The 21,313-nt window shown below is 53.7% G+C and carries 23 protein-coding genes, 1 tRNA gene and 2 pseudogenes; 19 read left to right on the forward strand and 7 right to left on the reverse strand.

Features of this window, described 5'->3' with window-relative positions; genetic code table 11:
• Positions 1-279: 279 nt before the first annotated feature.
• The 15 genes from napF (at position 280) to SK33_RS07895 (ending at position 12,465) form a co-directional block, all read left to right on the forward strand.
• Complete coding sequence (napF, locus tag SK33_RS07825; RefSeq protein WP_003027564.1) at positions 280-771, forward strand: ferredoxin-type protein NapF; 492 nt, start codon at positions 280-282, stop codon at positions 769-771.
• Positions 761-1,024: a chaperone NapD gene (gene napD / locus SK33_RS07830; protein ID WP_003027560.1), complete on the forward strand. Its 264-nt coding sequence runs from the start codon at positions 761-763 to the stop codon at positions 1,022-1,024. The genes napF and napD overlap by 11 nt, the downstream gene beginning before the upstream one ends.
• A complete protein-coding gene (napA, locus tag SK33_RS07835; protein WP_048218294.1) occupies positions 1,021-3,507 on the forward strand; it encodes a nitrate reductase catalytic subunit NapA in 2,487 nt (828 codons plus the stop codon). Before napD ends, napA begins: the two co-directional genes overlap by 4 nt.
• 6 nt (positions 3,508-3,513) lie before the next feature.
• On the forward strand, positions 3,514-4,209 hold the full coding sequence (napG, locus tag SK33_RS07840) for a ferredoxin-type protein NapG (protein ID WP_003027555.1): 696 nt from the start codon (positions 3,514-3,516) through the stop codon (positions 4,207-4,209).
• Positions 4,196-5,059: a quinol dehydrogenase ferredoxin subunit NapH gene (gene napH / locus SK33_RS07845; RefSeq protein ID WP_003839440.1), complete on the forward strand. Its 864-nt coding sequence runs from the start codon at positions 4,196-4,198 to the stop codon at positions 5,057-5,059. Before napG ends, napH begins: the two co-directional genes overlap by 14 nt.
• Complete coding sequence (gene napB / locus SK33_RS07850; RefSeq protein WP_003027550.1) at positions 5,056-5,505, forward strand: nitrate reductase cytochrome c-type subunit; 450 nt, start codon at positions 5,056-5,058, stop codon at positions 5,503-5,505. The genes napH and napB overlap by 4 nt, the downstream gene beginning before the upstream one ends.
• 9 nt (positions 5,506-5,514) lie before the next feature.
• Positions 5,515-6,117: a cytochrome c-type protein NapC gene (gene napC / locus SK33_RS07855; protein ID WP_003027548.1), complete on the forward strand. Its 603-nt coding sequence runs from the start codon at positions 5,515-5,517 to the stop codon at positions 6,115-6,117.
• A gap of 20 nt (positions 6,118-6,137) precedes the next feature.
• A complete protein-coding gene (gene ccmA, locus SK33_RS07860) occupies positions 6,138-6,758 on the forward strand; it encodes a cytochrome c biogenesis heme-transporting ATPase CcmA (RefSeq protein WP_003027545.1) in 621 nt (206 codons plus the stop codon).
• The gene (ccmB, locus tag SK33_RS07865; protein ID WP_048218292.1) at positions 6,755-7,414 is read left to right on the forward strand and encodes a heme exporter protein CcmB; all 660 of its coding nucleotides are present in this window, start codon (positions 6,755-6,757) and stop codon (positions 7,412-7,414) included. The genes ccmA and ccmB overlap by 4 nt, the downstream gene beginning before the upstream one ends.
• A 76-nt stretch (positions 7,415-7,490) precedes the next feature.
• Positions 7,491-8,228, forward strand: coding sequence for a heme ABC transporter permease (locus tag SK33_RS07870; RefSeq protein WP_032949675.1), 738 nt, complete (start codon positions 7,491-7,493; stop codon positions 8,226-8,228).
• Complete coding sequence (gene ccmD, locus SK33_RS07875) at positions 8,225-8,437, forward strand: heme exporter protein CcmD (RefSeq protein WP_003027536.1); 213 nt, start codon at positions 8,225-8,227, stop codon at positions 8,435-8,437. Before SK33_RS07870 ends, ccmD begins: the two co-directional genes overlap by 4 nt.
• Positions 8,434-8,913: a cytochrome c maturation protein CcmE gene (ccmE, locus tag SK33_RS07880; RefSeq protein WP_016150677.1), complete on the forward strand. Its 480-nt coding sequence runs from the start codon at positions 8,434-8,436 to the stop codon at positions 8,911-8,913. Before ccmD ends, ccmE begins: the two co-directional genes overlap by 4 nt.
• Entirely contained in the window at positions 8,910-10,865 is a 1,956-nt protein-coding gene (locus tag SK33_RS07885; RefSeq protein ID WP_003027529.1) for a heme lyase CcmF/NrfE family subunit, read from the forward strand. Before ccmE ends, SK33_RS07885 begins: the two co-directional genes overlap by 4 nt.
• Positions 10,862-11,419 (forward strand): thiol:disulfide interchange protein DsbE, encoded by a 558-nt coding sequence (gene dsbE, locus SK33_RS07890; protein ID WP_003027524.1) that lies wholly within the window; start codon positions 10,862-10,864, stop codon positions 11,417-11,419. Before SK33_RS07885 ends, dsbE begins: the two co-directional genes overlap by 4 nt.
• The gene (locus tag SK33_RS07895) at positions 11,416-12,465 is read left to right on the forward strand and encodes a cytochrome c-type biogenesis protein CcmH (protein WP_048218290.1); all 1,050 of its coding nucleotides are present in this window, start codon (positions 11,416-11,418) and stop codon (positions 12,463-12,465) included. Before dsbE ends, SK33_RS07895 begins: the two co-directional genes overlap by 4 nt.
• 101 nt (positions 12,466-12,566) lie before the next feature.
• On the opposite strand, the gene narP is transcribed toward SK33_RS07895, so the two are convergent.
• Positions 12,567-13,214, reverse strand: a complete 648-nt coding sequence (narP, locus tag SK33_RS07900; RefSeq protein ID WP_003027518.1) for a nitrate/nitrite response regulator protein NarP — start codon at positions 13,212-13,214, stop codon at positions 12,567-12,569.
• A gap of 208 nt (positions 13,215-13,422) precedes the next feature.
• Here narP and SK33_RS07905 point away from each other — a divergent pair.
• A pseudogene (locus SK33_RS07905) lies at positions 13,423-13,545 on the forward strand (transposase); the annotation flags it as partial.
• Between the two features lie 322 nt (positions 13,546-13,867).
• Here SK33_RS07905 and SK33_RS07910 read toward each other — a convergent pair.
• Entirely contained in the window at positions 13,868-14,110 is a 243-nt protein-coding gene (locus SK33_RS07910; protein ID WP_003027513.1) for a DinI family protein, read from the reverse strand.
• A 210-nt stretch (positions 14,111-14,320) separates the two neighbouring features.
• On the opposite strand from SK33_RS07910, the pseudogene SK33_RS26390 reads away from it, so the two are divergent.
• Positions 14,321-14,471: pseudogene (locus SK33_RS26390) on the forward strand (S24 family peptidase); the annotation flags it as partial.
• 376 nt (positions 14,472-14,847) lie between these two features.
• Here SK33_RS26390 and SK33_RS07920 read toward each other — a convergent pair.
• The 3 genes from SK33_RS07920 to SK33_RS07930 form a co-directional block, all read right to left on the reverse strand.
• Positions 14,848-14,924: transfer RNA gene (locus SK33_RS07920), tRNA-Pro, on the reverse strand.
• 74 nt (positions 14,925-14,998) lie between these two features.
• Positions 14,999-16,759: an LPS biosynthesis-modulating metalloenzyme YejM gene (gene yejM, locus SK33_RS07925; protein ID WP_048218287.1), complete on the reverse strand. Its 1,761-nt coding sequence runs from the start codon at positions 16,757-16,759 to the stop codon at positions 14,999-15,001.
• Positions 16,760-16,790: 31 nt separating this feature from the next.
• Positions 16,791-17,018, reverse strand: a complete 228-nt coding sequence (locus SK33_RS07930) for a YejL family protein (RefSeq protein ID WP_003027506.1) — start codon at positions 17,016-17,018, stop codon at positions 16,791-16,793.
• A 134-nt stretch (positions 17,019-17,152) separates the two neighbouring features.
• Here SK33_RS07930 and yejK point away from each other — a divergent pair, with 134 nt between their 5' ends.
• Complete coding sequence (gene yejK, locus SK33_RS07935; protein WP_003027504.1) at positions 17,153-18,160, forward strand: nucleoid-associated protein YejK; 1,008 nt, start codon at positions 17,153-17,155, stop codon at positions 18,158-18,160.
• 120 nt (positions 18,161-18,280) lie between these two features.
• On the opposite strand, the gene rplY is transcribed toward yejK, so the two are convergent.
• Positions 18,281-18,565: a 50S ribosomal protein L25 gene (gene rplY / locus SK33_RS07940; protein WP_003027502.1), complete on the reverse strand. Its 285-nt coding sequence runs from the start codon at positions 18,563-18,565 to the stop codon at positions 18,281-18,283.
• Between the two features lie 124 nt (positions 18,566-18,689).
• Positions 18,690-20,450 (reverse strand): DEAD/DEAH box helicase, encoded by a 1,761-nt coding sequence (locus tag SK33_RS07945; protein WP_048218285.1) that lies wholly within the window; start codon positions 20,448-20,450, stop codon positions 18,690-18,692.
• Positions 20,451-20,600: 150 nt separating this feature from the next.
• Here SK33_RS07945 and rsuA point away from each other — a divergent pair, with 150 nt between their 5' ends.
• A complete protein-coding gene (rsuA, locus tag SK33_RS07950) occupies positions 20,601-21,308 on the forward strand; it encodes a 16S rRNA pseudouridine(516) synthase RsuA (RefSeq protein ID WP_003027496.1) in 708 nt (235 codons plus the stop codon).
• Positions 21,309-21,313 lie beyond the last annotated feature (5 nt).

Raw genomic sequence — 21,313 nt, forward strand, 5'->3', positions numbered from 1 at the left:
GATATATTCTAGGAATTATCCTAATGTTGAGATCTTTGTCTTTTTGAATAAGTCGCTATATACGTTGTTATATAACTCATTGAAATGTGAGCAAAAGCGCATTTTTTCCCGCCAACTCAACACTCCTTTGATCCGGCAACAGCATTTACCCCAATTGGGGTATGCACCTCTAACACATCCTGAAATATCTTACGGCTAAAAATAACTACTCATAAATAGTGCAGTTTTTTATGTCGTTCAACCCGCCGAGGGAGGGCGTCATTATGGAAGGACAATGTCATGGTTGATTTATCCCGTCGAGGCATGTTGACAGGCAGTTGGCGAAACGCCAGCGCAGGGATCCGTCCGCCGTGGAGCAAGGAAGACTCTCACTTTCTGGCCCATTGCCTCCGTTGTGACGCCTGCATCCAGGCGTGCGAAACCGACATCCTGCAGCGAGGCCAGGGTGGTTACCCGAGCGTAAATTTCAAACACGGCGAGTGCAGCTTTTGCTATGCCTGCGCAGAAGCCTGTCCCGAATCACTTTTTCTTCCGCGCCACACCAGGGCATGGGATCTGAACTTTACGATTGGGGAAAACTGTCTCGCACATCAGTCCGTTGAATGTCACCGCTGTCAGGATAGCTGTGAGCCCATGGCAATAACCTTTCGCCCCACGCTGTCCGGCATTTATCAGCCGCAGCTCGACAATCAGGACTGTAACGGATGTGGCGCCTGTGTCGCTATCTGCCCGGTATCAGCCATTAACGCGGAGTACAACCATGGACAATAACTGGCAGGTCTGCAGCCTGGTCGTTCAGGCCAAAAGCCAGCATATCAACGATATCGCCACGCAGTTGCGTTCCTTTCCCGGTTGCGAAGTTGCCCTCAGCGATGTGGAAAGTGGTCAGTTGATTGTGGTGGTGGAAGCTGAGCAAAGTGAAACGCTAATGAAAACAATTGAGTCAGTGCGCAACGTTGCGGGCGTGCTGGCGGTGTCGCTGGTTTATCACCAGCAGGATGAGCAAGGTGAGGAAACACCATGAAACTCAGTCGTCGTAGCTTTATGAAAGCTAACGCCGTTGCGGCCGCTGCGGCGGCTGCCGGGTTAAGCGTGCCGGGCGTTGCCCGCGCGGTAGTCGGTCAGCAAGAAGCCATCAAATGGGACAAAGCCCCGTGCCGTTTTTGCGGGACGGGCTGCGGCGTATTGGTCGGAACGCAGCAAGGGCGTGTTGTGGCATGCCAGGGCGATCCGGATGCGCCGGTTAACCGTGGGCTTAACTGCATCAAAGGTTACTTCCTGCCGAAAATCATGTACGGGAAAGACCGTTTAACGCAGCCGATGCTGCGCATGAAAGACGGCAAATATCACAAAGAAGGCGAGTTCACCCCGATTAGCTGGGACCAGGCTTTTGACGTGATGGAAGAGAAATTCAAAACGTCGATGAAAGAGAAAGGCCCGGAATCTATCGGCATGTTCGGCTCTGGCCAGTGGACGATTTGGGAAGGTTATGCCGCTGCCAAATTGTTTAAAGCGGGTTTCCGTTCCAATAACATCGACCCGAACGCACGTCACTGCATGGCCTCAGCGGTAGTCGGCTTTATGCGTACCTTCGGTATGGATGAACCGATGGGCTGCTATGACGATATCGAACATGCAGACGCCTTCGTCCTGTGGGGCGCGAATATGGCAGAGATGCACCCGATCCTGTGGTCGCGCATCACCAACCGTCGTCTGTCCGATCCTAACGTCAACGTCGCAGTTCTCTCCACTTTCCAGCACCGCAGCTTTGAGCTGGCGGATAACGGTATGGTCTTCACGCCGCAAACCGATCTGGTGATCCTCAACTACATCGCGAACTACATCATTCAAAACAATGCGATTAACCAGGATTTCTTTAGCAAGCACGTCAACCTGCGTAAAGGCGTGACGGACATCGGCTACGGTCTGCGTCCGACCCATCCGCTGGAAAAAGCGGCGAAAAACCCGGGATCCGATGCCTCTGAACCGATGAGCTTTGAGGATTACAAAGCCTTCGTTGCTGAGTACACGCTGGATAAAACCGCCGAAATGACCGGCGTACCAAAAGATCAGTTGGAACAGCTGGCACAGCTGTATGCCGATCCGAAGAAAAAAGTCATCTCCTACTGGACGATGGGCTTTAACCAGCACACCCGCGGCGTGTGGGCCAACAACCTGGTCTATAACCTGCACTTGCTGACTGGCAAAATCTCCCAGCCAGGCTGCGGCCCGTTCTCTCTGACCGGCCAGCCTTCCGCCTGCGGCACCGCGCGTGAAGTCGGCACATTCTCCCATCGTCTGCCTGCGGACATGGTGGTGACAAACGAAAAACACCGCGATATCTGCGAGAAGCACTGGAATATTCCGTCAGGGACCATTCCGGCAAAAATCGGTCTGCACGCCGTGGCGCAAGACCGCGCGCTGAAAGATGGCAAGCTCAATGTCTACTGGGCGATGTGTACCAACAACATGCAGGCTGGTCCGAACATCAATGAGGAGCGTATGCCGGGCTGGCGCGATCCGCGTAACTTCATCATCGTCTCCGATCCGTACCCGACGGTCAGCGCCTTGTCTGCTGACCTGATCCTGCCGACTGCGATGTGGGTAGAGAAAGAAGGTGCCTACGGTAACGCTGAACGCCGTACACAGTTCTGGCGTCAGCAGATTAAAGCACCGGGCGAATCGAAGTCGGATCTGTGGCAACTGGTGCAGTTCTCTCGTCGCTTCAAAACAGAAGAAGTGTGGCCCGAAGAGCTGCTGGCACAAAAACCGGAGCTGCGCGGCAAAACGCTGTATGACGTGCTGTTTGCCACGCCAGCAGTGACAAAATTCCCGGTGACTGAACTGGCTGAAGATCAACTGAATGATGAATCCCGCGAGCTGGGCTTCTATCTGCAAAAAGGGGTGTTCGAAGAGTACGCCTGGTTTGGTCGCGGTCACGGGCATGACCTTGCGCCATTTGACGATTACCACAAAGCCCGCGGTTTACGCTGGCCGGTCGTCGAAGGCAAAGAGACCCAGTGGCGCTACAGCGAAGGCAACGACCCTTACGTGAAAGCAGGTGAAAGCTACAAGTTCTACGGTAAACCGGACGGTAAAGCGGTTATCTTCGCGCTGCCGTTTGAGCCTGCTGCTGAAGCGCCGGATAAAGAATATGACCTGTGGCTATCCACCGGACGTGTTCTGGAACACTGGCATACCGGCAGTATGACGCGTCGTGTGCCTGAACTGCACCGCGCTTTCCCGGAAGCCGTGCTGTTTATCCACCCACTGGATGCAAAAGCACGCGATCTGCGTCGTGGCGATAAGGTCAAAGTGATTTCCCGTCGTGGCGAAGTGATTTCGATTGTTGAAACACGCGGTCGTAACCGTCCGCCGCAGGGGCTGGTGTACATGCCGTTCTTCGACGCCGCACAGCTGGTGAACAACCTGACGCTGGATGCGACGGATCCGCTCTCCAAAGAGACGGATTTCAAGAAGTGCGCCGTGAAACTGGCGAAGGTGTAACGCGTTATGTCCCGGTCAGCAAAACCCCAAAATGGCCGCCGCCGCTTTCTGCGCGATATGGTTCGCGCAGCGGGCGGGCTGGCCGTCGTTGGCGTGGCGCTGGGGTTGCAACAACAAACCGCACGCGCAACCGGCGTGCGGTTGCGCCCGCCAGGTGCACTGAGCGAGGAGGCATTTGCCAGCGCTTGCGTACGTTGCGGTCAGTGCGTTCAGGCATGTCCGTATGACACGCTGAAGCTGGCGACGCTGGCCTCCGGGCTGGCGGCTGGTACGCCATATTTCATCGCCCGTGATATTCCCTGCGAAATGTGTGAGGACATTCCGTGCGCCAAAGTCTGCCCCAGCGGCGCGTTGGACAGAGAAATTGAATCCATTGACGATTCGCGTATGGGGCTGGCGGTACTGCTGGATCACGAAAACTGCCTCAACTATCAGGGATTACGCTGTGACGTTTGCTATCGCGAGTGCCCGAAAATCGATGAGGCGATCACCCTGGAGCTGGACCGTAACATGCGTACCGGCAAACATGCGCGGTTTATTCCTACCGTGCACAGCGATGCCTGTACCGGCTGCGGGAAATGCGAAAAAGTCTGCGTACTGGAGCAGCCAGCAATAAAAGTGCTGCCGTTGTCGCTGGCGAAAGGGGAGTTAGGACACCATTACCGCTTCGGTTGGCTGGAGGGGAACAATGGCAAATCGTAAACGTGATGCCGGGCGTGAAGCGCAGGCAAAAAAAGGATGGTGGAGGAGTCATCGCTGGCTGCTGCTGCGTCGTCTGAGTCAGTTTCTGATACTGGCGATGTTCCTTAGCGGCCCGTGGCTTGGTGTTTGGATCCTGCATGGCAACTACAGTAGCAGCCTGTTGCTGGACGCTATCCCGTTCACCGATCCGCTGATTACTCTGCAAAGCCTGGCCAGCGGGCATCTGCCAGCGACGGTGGCATTAACGGGGGCAGCCATCATTACGGTGCTGTATGCCCTGGCCGGTAAACGACTGTTTTGCAGTTGGGTTTGTCCCATGAACCCGGTCACCGATTTAGCCAGCTGGCTGCGCAGAAGGTTTGACCTGAATCAGTCTGCGACCCTGCCGCGCCATATACGGTACGTCCTGCTGGTGGTCATTCTGGTCGGTTCAGCGCTGACTGGTACGCTGCTGTGGGAGTGGATAAACCCGGTTTCTTTGCTGGGACGTAGCCTGGTAATGGGATTCGGTAGCGGAGCGTTGCTGATCCTCGCGCTGTTTTTATTTGATTTACTGGTCGTTGAGCATGGCTGGTGCGGGCATCTCTGCCCACTGGGTGCGCTGTATAGCGTGGTGGGAAGCAAAGGTGCATTAACCGTTTCGGCAAAAGAACGTAACAGATGTAACCGCTGTATGGATTGTTTTCATGTTTGCCCGGAACCGCATGTGCTACGTGCGCCGGTGCTGGATGAGCAAAGTCCGGTGCAGGTAACCAGTCGCGATTGCATGGCCTGCGGTCGCTGTGTGGATGTCTGTTCTGAGGATGTTTTTACAATAACAACACGATGGAGTTCGGGAGCGAAATCATGAAAAGCCATGACCTGATTAAAGCGCTGAGTCAATGGATGGCCGCGCTGGCCTTGCTAGTCAGTGGGGCAGTTTGGGCTGCAAACGGAGTGGATCTGAGCCAGTCACCGGAAGTCTCAGGAACACAGGAAGGGGCGATTCGCATGCCGAAAGAGCAAGAGCGCATGCCGCTGAACTATGTGAATCAGCCGCCGATGGTTCCGCATAGCGTTGAAGGGTATCAGGTGACGACGAACACTAACCGCTGCCTGCAATGCCACGGTGTGGAAAGCTATCGCACCACCGGTGCGCCGCGCATCAGTCCGACGCACTTTATGGACAGCGACGGCAAGGTATTGGCTGAGGTTGCGCCGCGTCGTTATTTCTGCCTGCAATGTCACGTTCCGCAGGCTGACGCCGCGCCGATTGTTGAAAATACCTTCACCCCCTCGAAAGGTTACGGGAAATAAGAGGTCATTATGGAAAATTCTAACCGTAAACCAGGCTGGATTAAGCGCGTCTGGCAATGGTGGCGTCGCCCCAGCCGTCTGGCGCTCGGCACGCTGTTGTTAATCGGCTTTGTGGGCGGCATTATTTTCTGGGGCGGCTTTAATACCGGTATGGAAAAGGCCAATACAGAAGAGTTCTGCATTAGCTGTCACGAAATGCGCAATACGGTGTACCAGGAATACATGGAAACCGTACACTACAACAACCGCAGTGGTGTGCGAGCGACTTGCCCTGATTGCCACGTCCCACACGAGTGGGGCCCGAAAATGATCCGTAAGATCAAGGCCAGTAAAGAGCTGTACGCGAAAGCACTGGGGTTAATAGATACACCGCAGAAATTTGAAGATCATCGTTTAACGATGGCGCAAAATGAGTGGCGGCGTATGAAAGATAACAATTCGCAAGAGTGTCGAAACTGTCACAACTTCGAGTTTATGGATTTAACCGCCCAGAAAGGCGTCGCGGCCAAAATGCACGACCAGGCCGTGAAAGACGGGCAAACCTGTATTGACTGCCATAAAGGGATAGCGCACAAACTGCCTGATATGCGTGAAGTCAAACCGGGCTTTTAACAGGATGTAGATAACCAGGTATGCTTGAAGCCAGAGAATTACTTTGCGAGCGGGATGACAGAATACTGTTCAGCGAGTTGTCATTTCGCGTCAACGCAGGGGAATGGGTACAAATTACCGGCAGCAACGGCGCAGGGAAAACCACTCTGCTGCGGTTGCTTACCGGGCTGGCGCGTCCCGACGCAGGGGAGGTTTGCTGGCAAGAGCAACCGCTGCATCACGTGCGGGACAGCTACCATCAGCAACTACTGTGGATTGGACATCAGCCGGGGATAAAAACCCGGCTTTCGGCGTTGGAGAACCTGCGTTTCTTCCATCATGACGGCGACATCGCGCAGTGTCTGGCTGCGCTGGCGCAGGCGGGACTTGCCGGATATGAAGATATCCCAGTGAACCAACTTTCCGCCGGACAACAGCGGCGCGTGGCGCTGGCCCGTTTGTGGCTGACCCGCGCCCGACTGTGGATCCTCGATGAACCCTTTACCGCCATTGATGTGAACGGTGTTGAGCGACTGACTCAGCGTATGGCGCAGCATACGGAGCAGGGCGGTATTGTTATTCTCACCACCCACCAACCGCTCAATGTTGAAACCGATAAAGTGCGACGTATTGCGCTGACCAGTGAGAGGGCAACGCAATGATGTGGCGAATCTTTCGTTTAGAACTGCGAGTTGCGTTTCGTCATAGTGCGGAAATTGCTAATCCTTTATGGTTCTTCCTGATTGTTATTACGCTGTTCCCCCTGAGTATTGGGCCGGAGCCACAGCTGCTGGCGCGCATTGCGCCGGGCATCATCTGGGTTGCGGCGCTGCTGGCGTCATTGCTGGCGCTGGAACGCCTGTTTCGTGATGATCTGCAGGACGGCAGCCTTGAGCAACTGATGCTGCTGCCGTTACCGCTACCGGCCGTGGTGCTGGCGAAAGTGATGGCGCACTGGGTCGTGACAGGTCTGCCGTTGCTGATCCTCTCGCCGCTGGTGGCGATGCTGCTGGGCATGGATATGTACGGCTGGAAAATTATGGCGCTGACCTTGTTACTCGGAACGCCGACGCTGGGTTTTCTCGGCGCGCCGGGCGTAGGGTTGACGGTGGGCTTAAAGCGCGGCGGCGTGCTGTTAAGCGTGCTGGTACTCCCGCTCACCATACCCTTACTGATTTTTGCGACCGCCGCGATGGATGCGGCTTCTATGCACTTACCGGTTGAAGGGTACATGGCGATTCTGGGTGCGTTGCTGGTCGGCAGCGCCACGTTAAGCCCGTTTGCCACAGCCGCGGCGTTACGGATAAGCGTGCAGTAACGAGAATTAGATGTGCATGCCGGGCAAGGCGCTCCGGCACAACGGATTTTAATTTATGGAGTCTGGTGACTGAACTATGTGGAAAACACTTCATCAATTGGCGATGCCCCCTCGGCTCTATCAGATCTGTGGCTGGTTTATCCCGTGGCTGGCGATTGCCAGCGCGGTGGTACTGATAACGGGATGGATCTGGGGCTTTGGTTTTGCGCCTGCAGACTATCAGCAGGGGCAGAGCTATCGCATTATTTATCTGCACGTTCCGGCGGCAATCTGGTCGATGGGCATTTACGCCTCGATGGCCGTTGCCGCGTTTATCGGCCTGGTCTGGCAGATGAAAATGGCCAATCTGGCGCTGGCTGCGATGGCGCCGATTGGTGCAGTGTTTACCTTTATTGCGCTGGTGACAGGTTCCGCATGGGGCAAGCCGATGTGGGGAACCTGGTGGGTTTGGGATGCCCGACTCACCTCTGAACTGGTGCTGCTGTTTCTCTACGTTGGCGCCATTGCGCTGTGGCATGCCTTTGACGACCGCCGTCTGGCAGGTCGTGCCGCCGGTATTCTGGTGCTGATTGGCGTGGTCAACTTACCGATTATCCACTACTCGGTTGAGTGGTGGAATACGCTGCATCAGGGTTCTACCCGCATGCAGCAAAGCATCGATCCGGCGATGCGTACGCCTCTGCGTCTGGCGATCGTCGGCTACCTGTTACTGTTTGTCACGCTGGCGCTGATGCGCATGCGTAACCTGATTTTGATGATGGAAAAACGCCGCCCGTGGGTGAGCGAACTGATCTTAAAAAGAGGCCGCCAATGACCCCTGCATTTGCATCATGGAGTGATTTTTTCGCGATGGGCGGCTACGCCTTGTATGTCTGGCTTGCCGTAGCGATGAGTGTTATCCCGCTGGTGGTGCTGGTAGTGCATTCCACGTTACAGCATCGCGCAATTTTACGCGGTGTAGCGCAGCAGCGGGCGAGAGAAGCACGTATGCGTGCGGCGCAAGTGCAACGGGAGGCGGCGTGAATATTCGACGTAAAAATCGGTTATGGATAGCCTGTGCGGTACTGGCGGGTCTGGCTTTGACCATTACGCTGGTGCTTTATGCGCTACGTTCCAATATTGACCTGTTCTATACGCCGGGAGAGATACTCTACGGTAAGCGCGAAACGCAGCAGATGCCTGAAGTCGGTCAGCGCCTGCGCGTGGGCGGTATGGTGATGCCCGGTAGCGTAAAGCGCGATCCGCAGTCGTTGAAGGTGAATTTCAGCATCTATGACGCCGAAGGTGTAGTGGATGTAACCTATGAAGGTATTCTGCCGGATCTGTTCCGCGAAGGGCAGGGTGTTGTTGTTCAGGGCGAACTGAACGAGGGAAATCATGTACAGGCCAAAGAGGTTCTGGCCAAACATGATGAAAATTACACCCCGCCGGAAGTTGAAAAAGCGATGCAGGAAAACCATCGTCGTCCGGAAAGCGTGTATAAGGATAAAACGTCATGATGCCTGAAATTGGCAATGCGCTGTTGTGCCTTGCGCTAGGCGTGGCGTTACTGCTGTCGGTCTATCCGCTGTGGGGCGTAGCGCGCGGCGATGTGCGGATGATGGCTTCCGCGCGGCCCTTTGCCTGGGTGTTATTTATCTGTGTGATGGGCGCGTTCCTGATTCTGGTCAACGCCTTCGTGGTTAATGACTTTACCGTCACCTACGTCGCCAGCAATTCCAATACCCAGCTTCCGGTCTGGTATCGGGTGGCAGCAACCTGGGGCGCGCATGAAGGCTCTCTTCTGCTGTGGGTGCTGCTGATGAGCGGCTGGACGTTCGCCGTTGCGGCATTCAGCCAGCGTATGCCGCTGGACATCGTCGCCCGCGTGCTGGCGGTGATGGGGATGGTCAGCGTTGGCTTTCTGCTGTTTATTCTGTTTACCTCCAATCCATTTGCCCGTACGTTGCCCAACTTCCCTATTGAAGGGCGCGACCTGAACCCGCTGTTGCAGGATCCGGGGCTTATTTTCCATCCGCCGTTGCTGTACATGGGGTATGTCGGTTTCTCCGTGGCCTTTGCGTTTGCGATTGCCGCGTTGATGAGTGGCCGACTGGACAGTACCTTCGCCCGTTTTTCGCGTCCGTGGACGCTGGCGGCGTGGGTGTTCCTGACGCTGGGTATTGTGCTCGGTTCCGCCTGGGCCTATTACGAGCTGGGCTGGGGCGGCTGGTGGTTCTGGGATCCAGTTGAAAACGCCTCGTTTATGCCATGGCTGGTGGGAACGGCGCTGATGCACTCGTTGTCGGTCACCGAACAGCGTGCCAGCTTTAAAGCCTGGACGCTGCTGCTGTCAATCTGCGCCTTCTCGCTTTGCCTGTTGGGGACTTTCCTGGTGCGCTCCGGTGTGCTGGTGTCGGTGCATGCTTTTGCCTCCGATCCGTCGCGCGGGATGTTTATTCTGGCCTTTATGGTATTAGTGATTGGCGGCTCCCTGCTGCTGTTTGCGGTTCGCGGTCACAAGGTCCGCTCACGGGTAAACAACGCGCTGTGGTCGCGTGAATCTCTGCTGTTGGGCAACAACGTTCTGCTGATTGCCGCCATGCTGGTGGTGCTATTGGGTACGCTGCTGCCGCTGGTGCACAAACAGCTGGGGCTGGGTAGCATTTCGATTGGCGAGCCGTTCTTCAACACCATGTTTACCTGGCTGATGGCACCGTTCGCGCTGTTGCTGGGAATAGGGCCATTAGTGCGTTGGGGCCGTGACCGACCGCGTAAGCTGAAAACACTATTGCTTGTCGCGTTTGTCACCACGCTTGTTATGTCGCTGCTGCTGCCGTGGCTGTTTGAGGATCGCATTGCGGCGATGACCGTCGTGGGGCTGGCGATGGCATGCTGGATATTCGTGCTGGCGGTGTCCGAAGCGTTCCTGCGTGTTTCCCGCGGAACGAAGTTAACACCAAGCTATTGGGGCATGGTGTCGGGCCACGTTGGGCTGGCGATTACTATTGTCGGTATTGCCTTTAGCCAGAACTACAGTGTTGAACGTGATGTGCGCATGAAGGCAGGTGATAGCGTTAGTATCCATAACTATCAGTTCACGTTCCGCGAAGTGAAAGATATTACCGGACCTAACTACCGGGGCGGTGTCGCCATTATTGGCGTTACCCGAGATGGTAAACCAGAAGCCACGCTGCATGCGGAAAAACGCTTCTATAACAGCACCAGTTCGATGATGACCGAAGCGGCAATTGACGGCGGATTCACACGCGATCTGTACGCTGCGCTGGGTGAAGAACTGGATAACGGCGCATGGGCTGTGCGTTTGTACTACAAACCGTTTATTCGCTGGATTTGGGCCGGAGGATTGCTGATGGCGCTGGGCGGATTGTTCTGCCTGTTTGATCCACGCTATCGTCAGCGCACGCGTCCTCGCGCCGCGGTGCAAAAAAATGCGTCGGAGGCTGTATGAAGCGCAACGCACTGTTAATTCCGTTTATTATTTTTCTGATCATTGCGGCGGCGCTGCTGTGGCAGCTGGCGCGTAACGCTCAGGGGGACGATCCCACTAATCTGGAGTCGGCGCTGATCGGCAAACCCGTTCCGACATTCCGCCTGGAGTCGCTGGAAAATCCGGGTCAGCATTATCAGGCCGATGTGCTGACCCAGGGCAAACCGGTACTGCTGAACGTCTGGGCGACCTGGTGTCCGACCTGTCGCGCCGAACATCAGTACCTGAATCAGCTGTCTGCGCAGGGCGTGCGGGTAGTGGGTCTGAACTATAAAGACGATCGTCAGAAAGCCATTGTCTGGTTGAAGGAGCTGGGCAATCCTTACTCATTAAGCCTGTTTGACGGCGACGGTATGCTTGGTCTGGATCTTGGCGTGTACGGCGCGCCGGAGACGTTCCTGATCGACGGTAACGGTATTATTCGCTATCGCCACGCCGGTGATTTGAATGCCAGGGTGTGGGAGAGCGAGATCAAACCGTTGTGGGATAAGTACAGTAAGGAGGCTGCGCAATGAGATTTTTACTGGGCCTGCTGATGCTGGTTATCTCGGGATCCGCGCTTGCGACCATCGATGTGATGCAGTTTAAGGATGAAGCGCAGGAGCAGCAGTTCCGTCAGCTTACCGAACAGTTGCGCTGTCCTAAATGTCAGAACAACAGTATTGCCGATTCTAACTCGATGATTGCCACCGACCTGCGTCAGAAAGTGTACGAACTGATGCAGGAAGGAAAAAGTCAGAAAGAGATTGTCGACTACATGGTGGCGCGCTACGGCAACTTCGTCACTTACGATCCGCCGTTGACGCCGCTTACTGTGCTTTTGTGGGTGATGCCGGTGGTCGCGATTGGTCTGGGTGGCTGGATTATTTTCGCCCGTACTCGCCGACGTGTCCGGGTGAAACAGGAAGAGTTTCCTGATGACGTTATCCCGGATGGCAAGCGCGGTGGATTCGGGTTGTTTGTGCCCGGCATCGTGGTGGCGCTGGTCGTGGGTGCGGTGAGCTATTTTGAAACCGGCAACTATAAGCAGGTTCAGGCCTGGCAACAGGCCACCGCTCAGGCTCCGGCGCTGCTGGAGCGGGCGTTGGATCCAAAAGCTGATCCGCTCAATGAAGAAGATATGACGCGTCTGGCGTTGGGTCTGCGCACTCGCTTACAAGCCGATCCTACCAACGTTGAAGGTTGGATCATGCTTGGGCGCATTGGCATGGTACTTGGTAACGCCAGTACGGCCACTGAAGCCTATGCCAATGCTTATCGACTGGATCCGAAAAACAGCGATGCTGCGCTGGGCTATGCGGAAGCGCTGACCCGTTCTTCCGATCCTGACGATAACCGTCGAGGAGGGGAGCTGCTACGCCAGTTGGTACGCGGCGAACATGCCAACGTGCGGGTTCTCAGCATGTATGCGTTTAACGCTTTTGAACAGCAGCGCTTTGGCGAGGCGGTTGCGGCATGGGAGATGATGCTGAAATTATTACCGGCCAATGATACCCGTCGGGCGGTGATAGAACGCAGCATTAAGCAGGCGATGGAGCAGCTAACGCCGCAGGAGAAGTAAGAGTGGAAGATGCCGGATGGCGACGCAAAGCGTCTTATCCGGCCTACTGATGCACGTGACTTGTAGGCCCGATAAGCGTAGCGCTATCGGGCAATATCTGATTACTGCATGCCGCGTGTTTGTAAAAATAGAATGGTGGCAGCTACACGAGAACGCACGTTGAGTTTGCGCAGCAGATTGCGAATATGCACCTTCACCGTCTGTTCAGAAATATTCAGCACTGATGCAATCTGTTTGTTCGACAGCCCCTGAGCAAGTTCATGTAACACATCCAGTTCGCGTTCGGTGAGAACGCTGAATGGGTCTTCCTGAGCGCCAAACAGGTCGCGCTCGCGCAAATATTCGCTGACGCGGGTACTAAAGGCTTTACCACCTTTGGCACCACTGCGAATAGCCTCCAGCAGGACTTCAGGATCGCTGTCTTTAAGCAAATAACCATCCGCGCCGGCATCAATTAGAGCGTACACATCGTTGGCGGCATCCGATACGGTAAGAATAATAATTTGCGCGGTGACGCCGTCCCGACGCAGCGCATTCAGGGTATCCAGTCCGCTCATCCCTTTCATATTGAGATCCAGTAGGATCACATCAAGGTCCAGGCGGTTTGCCAGGTCGATAGCGCTGGCGCCATCACCCGCTTCCGCGACTACGTTAAAGGCGGGATCAAGTTGCAATAATTGACTAATTCCTCGCCGCATCAGTGGGTGGTCGTCAACAATCAGCACCCGAAAAGGCGTTGCTTCAGGCATACTATTCTCCTGAGTTTTTATTAGTATCATTATTGTTTTCAGCGCATCAATCGTCCAGATTCATCACGCTGATGAGAGGATAAATTTTACCCCAATTTGTGCATGGGTAAGTAGTAAAACCTGTACAGATGTAAGTATCCCGCATAATCGTGCCATTCATATTTAGAGATCCTCCGGCATAATCAATCTGCCAACAAAGGAGATCACTATGCGTAAAGCCCGTTTTACTGAGCATCAGATCATTGCCGTAATTAAATCGGTTGAATCCGGACGAATCGTTAAAGATGTCTGCCGGGAGGCCGGTATTTCTGAAGCCACTTACTATAACTGGTTGTTGCAAAGGATTGTTCAATGGTGAATAATTTTCATTGGTATTATTTTTCTTGAAATTGTCGCTTTGTCCTAATATATGATAGCCATAGGTTGCTGAATCATATCAAGCAGTGTTCCTTTGCCGATATTTGGCGTAATAACGGAAATCATTAAAGATGACCTGGCTGGCCAATTGATGGTGAGTCGTAACGAGAGTTGCCGCAACCACACCGTATGCAAGAGCATGATTGCGGCCGACTGGCGAACGTTCGATAGTGCGAGTATTGAATGATTGCCAGTCACGGCGGATTGTACTTAAGCAATATGACGGTTCAAGGCGTTTAATCTGAAACCAGCCACATATCAGCCTCTTCAAACATTTCCTGAACAGTACGGCTTATCTGCTCCTTCTCATGCTTACTGGCGTCAGTATTGATCGCCGGTAGTGTCATCATCGGTTTAACCCGAACATCAGCATCGGGGAAGAGCCGCTGAACCCTCTTAGTCAATTCTCCCAGAATGATATCTTTTGCTCCGGGCAAACCATCAAAATTCCTTTTGTCATAAACGAGTTCCACGAACATTGCTTGTAGCCTTTTTACTGGATATATATACAGTATTTATACTGTGTTTTTATCCGGTATTCAAGAGGGGTTAATTGATGCCACGACGCAGCGATATTGAAATGGCCTGGCATGCTTCGATACAGAAAGAACCTAGTGGCCGGAAGACCGTCACCACATAGCGGTTTGTCCAGGAACTGAGCAAGGTCAGCTGGAACTGGACAATGAAGCCACCTTCAGCCCCACCTGATAAATCTGGAGAACGGGAGCGCTGCCAGAAGATGGTGATGGCTACAATTCCTCACACGCAATATTTGGAGTTATCACGTACATCATTAATGATGCCAGGAACGCGGAGTTTGATGACTGCCCGATTATGTAGATAGAAACACACCAATGGGAAAGGATAATTATGCTTGTTTGATGGCTAATTAACCGCTCATGAAATTGGTAATATTTTAGTTAAAAATATTAGATATCAATCACAAAGATTTAATGACAATTGTCTTTGAAATGACTATAAATCTACCCACTCGCTACGGATATAGCGTATCCAATATGCACTGCTGTGTGATTACGGGTGTCTGTGGATGTCAGCAGGCACCCGGTTTTTCATCATCGACTACACACAGCAGTTACCATGCCTGGCAAATTCTATATTTGAGCGGTGTTTCTCCCCATTCATTCCCCAGAGCTTCCCCACTTAGAAAACAGGCATAAAAAAACCAGCCGTAACAGGCTGGTTCTTCGAGGATTTTTGGTCGGCACGAGAGGATTTGAACCTCCGACCCCCGACACCCCATGACGGTGCGCTACCAGGCTGCGCTACGTGCCGACGCTATGGCTGCTAATACTACTGCTTTCCGCTACGAATGCAAGAGCATGTCTCGCTAACTGATTTATAATTAATCAGTTAGCAATAAATCGCTTCTCATCCGTCAGAACCTGTAACAGCAGACTTAGCTGCGGTTTCTGATCTTTTATTTTCTCGCCGCGCAAATTATAGGTCTGATAATTACCGTTGTTGTTCAGCACCAGCGTCATCTCGGGTGTGGTAACGGCCATCGTGCTGCCGTCAGCGGCAGTAACCCAGTAATGGCGGCGAGTTGCATTGAACAGATCCTGCCCCTGCGAGTATTCGTTAGCAGGTGTACTGACGTGCAGTAGGCGCTGCATCAGCGTTGTCATCAGGTCCGTATGATCGGTAAGACTATTGATGCGCTGTGCAGGCGTTCCCGGCCAGTGAATAACCAGAGGAACCTGCAGATGGCCTCGCGACCAGGCAAAGTTGTTCTCTTCCTGCGTCAGTGGCACGCCCCGACCTGCGGTAATAATCACCACCGTGTTGTTCAGTTTGCCGGAGTCGCGCAGGGCGCTAATAACGCGGTTGATGTTGGCATCCACATCCTGAGCGGCGCTGGCATAGCGTTTGGCAAAATTCTTCTGGTTACTCTCATCAAGGTTGGTCCCGTTAAAGGAGACCCACGAGAACCAGCGGTTATCTTCCTGCGCGTAGCGTCCCAGCCAGTTAATCCACTGGCTTGCAGTTTGCTCGTCAGATTGCGTTTGCACGCTTGGCATGGAGAAATCTGATAGCAGCGCCTGGCGATAAAGCGGGCCGGTAAAGCCATCCGAGGAGAATAGCCCTAACTGATAGCCCTGCTGGTTCAGCGCGGAAATCAACGCCGCAGGCGTTCGGGTCGATAAAATCCCATCCATGTAGCTTGGTGAGACGCCGTAGAACAGGCCAAAAATCCCGTTATCTGTGGTGTTACCGGTGCTCATGTGACGCGTAAAGGAGATATTCTGCCCGGCGAATTCAGCCAGCGCAGGCATCTGCTTTTCAAAGCGTGAATAGTTCAGGCCGTCGACGGTGATTAGCAGGACGTTCTGGCCGGTGCCCATATCGCGATAGCGCAGTTCGCTCAGCGGGTACTGCACGGAAACTGCTTCCGGATTCCCCTGCTCGATCAGGCGACGCTGATACTCTTGCGCATCCAGCAGACCATGTTTTTCCAGGAACTTACGCGCCGTCATCGGGTAGGAGAGCGGCAGGTTCGCGCGCTGCATGGTAATCGGGCGATAGAAATTGGCATCCGCCCAGATATACACCACGTGCGAGGCGATAAAGCAAATGAAGAAGAATGCGGCTAATGGTTTGGCGAAGTGGCGACGACGCGTCAGGCTACGCAGCTTTTGCCAGCTCCAGGTCGCAAACAGCATTTCAATTAACAAAATCACTGGCACGCTGATAAACATCAGTTGCCAGTCACGCGCCGCTTCATTCTGGTCAGGATTGATGACCAGTTCCCAGACGATCGGGTTGAGGTGCAAATGGAAGCGGGTGAAAACTTCGCTGTCGATTAGCAACAGCGTCATGCCCACCGTCGCCAGAATAGCTGATAAGAATCGCATCAGCCTCTGGGACATGACGAGAAACGTCAGGGGAAACAGGATTAGCAGATAGGTGGCAAACACCAGAAAACTAAAATGTCCGACCAGGCTTACATAGGAATAAATACGACCTGCAAGCGTTGTCGGCCAGTCGGCGACAAACAGGTAACGGCTACCGAGTACCACGGCCAACAGAATGTTGAACAAGGCAAACCAGTGCCCCCAGCTAACCATCTGGGAGACTTTCTCACGGTAGCGCTGACGATGAGTTACCATAAACTGTTGTTCGTTTCCCCGGAGCAGGCTCTTAATGCGCTTGGTCGTCGTTTACCGAAGACTGTAATGCGCGGGCAAAAGAGTTGGCAATCGCCTGGCGCTGGGCCGGTGCGATGCTTGTATTGATAAGGTTAGTCACCATATTTCCCAGTACCATCAGGGAAAGGTCGGTCGGCGCCTTATGTTTTTCCAGTACGTTGAGCATCTCATTCAGCAGTTGTTCAACGTGTTCGTCACTATAGCGGGAAATTTGTGGCATAAATCGAAATCAGTCTGTTCATGAAAGGGCAACATATTACCGTACAGACAGTTTTTTTTCTGCTTTTTTATCTTCTATTGCGTCACTGCCCGGCAGGTGGTTGAATACCGCCCGGTCTAAAAGGAGAGTTTATCATGAGTCTGGATATCAACCAGATTGCCCTGCACCAGCTTATCAAACGTGACGAGCAGAACCTTGAGCTGGTCTTGCGCGATTCATTACTGGAACCGACAGCGACGGTTGTCGATATGATGGCTGAGCTGCATCGGGTATATAGCGCCAAGAATAAAGCTTATGGCCTGTTTAGCGAAGAGAGTGAACTGGCACAAACGCTGCGTTTACAGCGTCAGGGCGAAGAGGATTTTCTGGCATTTAGTCGTGCCGCGACCGGACGCTTGCGGGACGAGCTGGCGAAATATCCTTTTGCCGACGGCGGCATTGTCCTGTTCTGCCATTACCGCTATCTGGCGGTAGAGTATCTGTTGGTCGCCGTGCTGAACAATTTAAGCAGCATGCGCGTCAATGAAAATCTGGATATCAATCCGACGCACTATCTGGACATCAATCATGCGGATATCGTGGCGCGTATTGATTTAACCGAATGGGAAACCAATCCGGAGTCCACGCGCTATCTGACGTTCCTGAAAGGGCGGGTAGGGCGCAAAGTCGCCGATTTCTTTATGGATTTCCTCGGTGCCAGCGAAGGTCTGAACGCCAAAGCGCAAAACCGTGGCCTGCTGCAGGCGGTCGATGACTTTACTGCCGAGGCGCAGCTCGATAAAGCTGAACGCCAGAACGTGCGTCAGCAGGTGTACAGCTACTGCAACGAACAGCTACAAGCCGGTGAAGAGATCGAGCTGGAGTCGCTGTCCAAAGAGCTTTCCGGCGTCAGTGAAGTTAGCTTCAGCGAATTTACCGCTGATAAAGGCTACGAGCTGGAAGAGAGCTTCCCGGCAGATCGCAGTACGCTGCGTCAGTTAACCAAATTTGCCGGAAGCGGCGGTGGGTTAACCATCAACTTCGACGCCATGCTACTGGGTGAACGTATTTTCTGGGATCCGGCTACAGATACTTTGACCATCAAAGGTACGCCGCCGAACCTGCGCGACCAGCTGCAGCGTCGCACGTCGGGCGGGAAATAAAACCGTTTGCCGGGTGAGAGCGTAAACGCCTTATCCGGTCGACGAGAACCATCAGTATCGATTACAAAATCCCATAAAAAAACCCCGCCTTGGCGGGGTTTTTCTTCAACTTGTTTGCGATTACGCGCGAACGAAGTCGATGTGAGACAGCTTCGGCTTGAACGGGTGACGCTGTACAGCCTGAGCTTTAACTTTAACTTCTTTACCGTCAACAACGATGGTCAGAACTTCGCTGTAGAATTCAGCTTTAGCTTGCATGTTCATAACTGCATCGTGATCCAGTTCGATAGCAATCGGGGCTTCTGCGCCACCGTAGATGATTGCCGGGAACTTGTTAGCGGCACGCAGGCGGCGGCTCGCACCCTTACCCTGCTCTTTACGTACTTCAGCGTTGATAGTAAACATTTAAATCTCTCTTTAATAATTCCTGCTACAGGCGACCCAGCAACAGGTAAGTGATCTGCTTTGCGTATGCAAAAGCGGGCGAGATTCTATACTCAAACGGCTGGTACATCAATCAAAAGTACGATTAACCGCGTAATTCATGTGCCCGACGAAAGCGTCCTTCATAATCGAAGACCTTTTCACGGACCTGCCAGTACTGACCTTTCATGCGCGCGACCACGAAATCAGGATGACGTAACAGCGCCTGCTGGGCGAGGATATCGGCAGCGGTTATCCAGCGTAAGGGAATGCCGGGCGTTCGGGTGTGCGGGCGAATAAACAGTTGCTCGAAGGCCGTTCGCTGCGCGGGAGTATGCAGGCGAAAGCGTTCGCTGACGTCGGCGCCATCTTCATCGTAATAGGTAATTTTCAGCCATTCGCCTTTTTCATCCTGCCCATTTTGTAGCGCCATCCCGCTGCAGCGCAGAACCAGCGCATCTTTAAGCCTGAGCGCAGCTTTCAGCATGTCATCCGGGTCAACCAGTACCGTGTCGCACTCCCGACAACGGCGGGCGGCGATGTCATTTTCCGCGTTGCACTGCGGGCAGTTTTTAAAACGGAAACGAAAATCGCACTGTTCGCGATGGCCGTCATCATCTTCAAACCATCCCTGACAGCGGCGGCCAAAGTGCTCAATCAGCGTGCCGTCGGCCGTTGTTTTGCCCCAGAAGGTGTTGGCAAAGCCGCAGGTAGGACAGAACACCTGTACCGGAACGTTGTCGCTTTTCCCTTTCGGCGCACCAACTTCCGGCGCGTACAGGTCGTGCGGGTTACCAGCATAATCGAGGATCAGACAGTCGATTTTACCCGGCGCCAGGCGCAGCCCACGACCGACAATTTGTTGGTAAAGGCTAACTGACTCGGTCGGGCGCAGAATGGCGATAAGGTCGACGTGCGGGGCATCGAAGCCAGTGGTCAGGACCGACACATTCACCAGATAGCGAAAACGTTGGGCTTTGAACTCTTCAATCAGCACGTCGCGTTCGGCGCCAGGCGTGTCTCCGGTGATAAGTGCGGCGTCGTCAGCAGGCAGCAGACCCAGAATTTCTTTGGCGTGTTCAACTGTGGCGGCGAAAATCATCACCCCTTTACGCGTCTGGGCAAACTCGACAATCTGGCTGATGATATGCGGCGTTATTCGCTGCTGCTTTTTCAGCTCCTGATTCAGGTCCGCTTCGCTAAACAGGCCGTTACTTTGCGCCTGCAGGCGGCTGAAGTCATATTGCACTACCGGCATGTCGAGGCGTTCTGGCGGCGTCAGGTAGCCGTGTTTAATCATGTAGCGCAGCGGTAATTCATAAATGCAGTCGCGAAACAGTGCTTTTTCATCGCCGCGCACCATTCCGTGATAATGAAAATGATAAATCCAGCCTTTGCCCAAACGAAAAGGTGTGGCGGTAAGTCCGAGCAGGCGTAAGTGAGGATTTACTTTGGTCAGGTGAGTGAGGATTTGCTGATACTGACTCTCTTCATCATCGCCAATGCGATGGCATTCATCGACGATAAGCAGGGAGAATTCTCCCTGAAAGGCGTCCAGATTACGCGCTACCGACTGTACGCTGCCAAATACCACTTTTCCGTGGCTCTCTTTACGCTTCAGGCCTGCGGCAAAAATATCGGCTTCCAGCCCCAGCGCACAATATTTCGCATGGTTTTGTGCGACCAGTTCTTTGACGTGCGCCAGCACCAGTACGCGACCACGCGCTACGCGGGCCAGCTCGGCAATCACCAGACTTTTGCCCGCGCCGGTTGGCAGGACGATAACCGCCGGGGTGCGGTGGTGGCGAAAATGGTTGAGCGTGGCGTCCACGGCTTCTTTTTGGTACGGGCGAAGAGTAAAAATCATGGGCTCACTATGATAAACAATAACAAGGAGTAGTATGCCATGAATCATTTCTCTTGAGGGATGGTGTAACGCCGCTATACTGGGCGGATAACGGTCCCACTTTTCGGGCGTAAACCCGATTCTCGTATTTTTACAGGCAAAATCACACACATGCGACTTGATAAATTTATCGCTCAGCAACTCGGCGTCAGCCGCGCTATTGCCGGGCGTGAGATCCGTGCTAACCGCGTTACCGTCGACGGTGAAATCGTCAGAAATAGCGCTTTTAAGCTGCTGCCAGAACACGACGTAGAATATGACGGTAATTCCCTGGTTCAACAAAATGGCCCGCGCTATTTTATGCTGAATAAGCCTCAGGGTTATGTTTGCTCAACGGATGATCCCGATCACCCGACGGTGCTCTATTTCCTTGATGAACCGGTTGCCTACAAACTGCATGCGGCAGGGCGTCTGGATATCGACACCACTGGACTGGTACTGATGACCGATGACGGACAGTGGTCGCATCGCATCACCTCTCCTCGTCACCATTGTGAGAAAACCTATCTGGTGACGCTGGAGTCGCCAGTGGCAGATGATACCGCCGAACAGTTTGCCCATGGCGTACAGTTGCACAATGAGAAAGACCTGACCAAACCGGCCGTGCTGGAAGTGATTACGCCAACTCAGGTGCGCTTGACCATCAGCGAAGGGCGCTATCATCAGGTTAAACGTATGTTTGCCGCGGTGGGTAACCACGTTGTGGAACTGCACCGTGAACGGATTGGTGACATCAGGCTTGATGAGGATCTGGCGCCAGGTGAATACCGTCCTTTGACTGAAGAAGAAATCGCCAGCGTTAACTTAACCCCGCGTTAATTTCA

The sequence above is a fragment of the Citrobacter sp. MGH103 genome, from assembly GCF_001034475.2.
Taxonomy (GTDB): Bacteria; Pseudomonadota; Gammaproteobacteria; order Enterobacterales; family Enterobacteriaceae; genus Citrobacter; species Citrobacter freundii.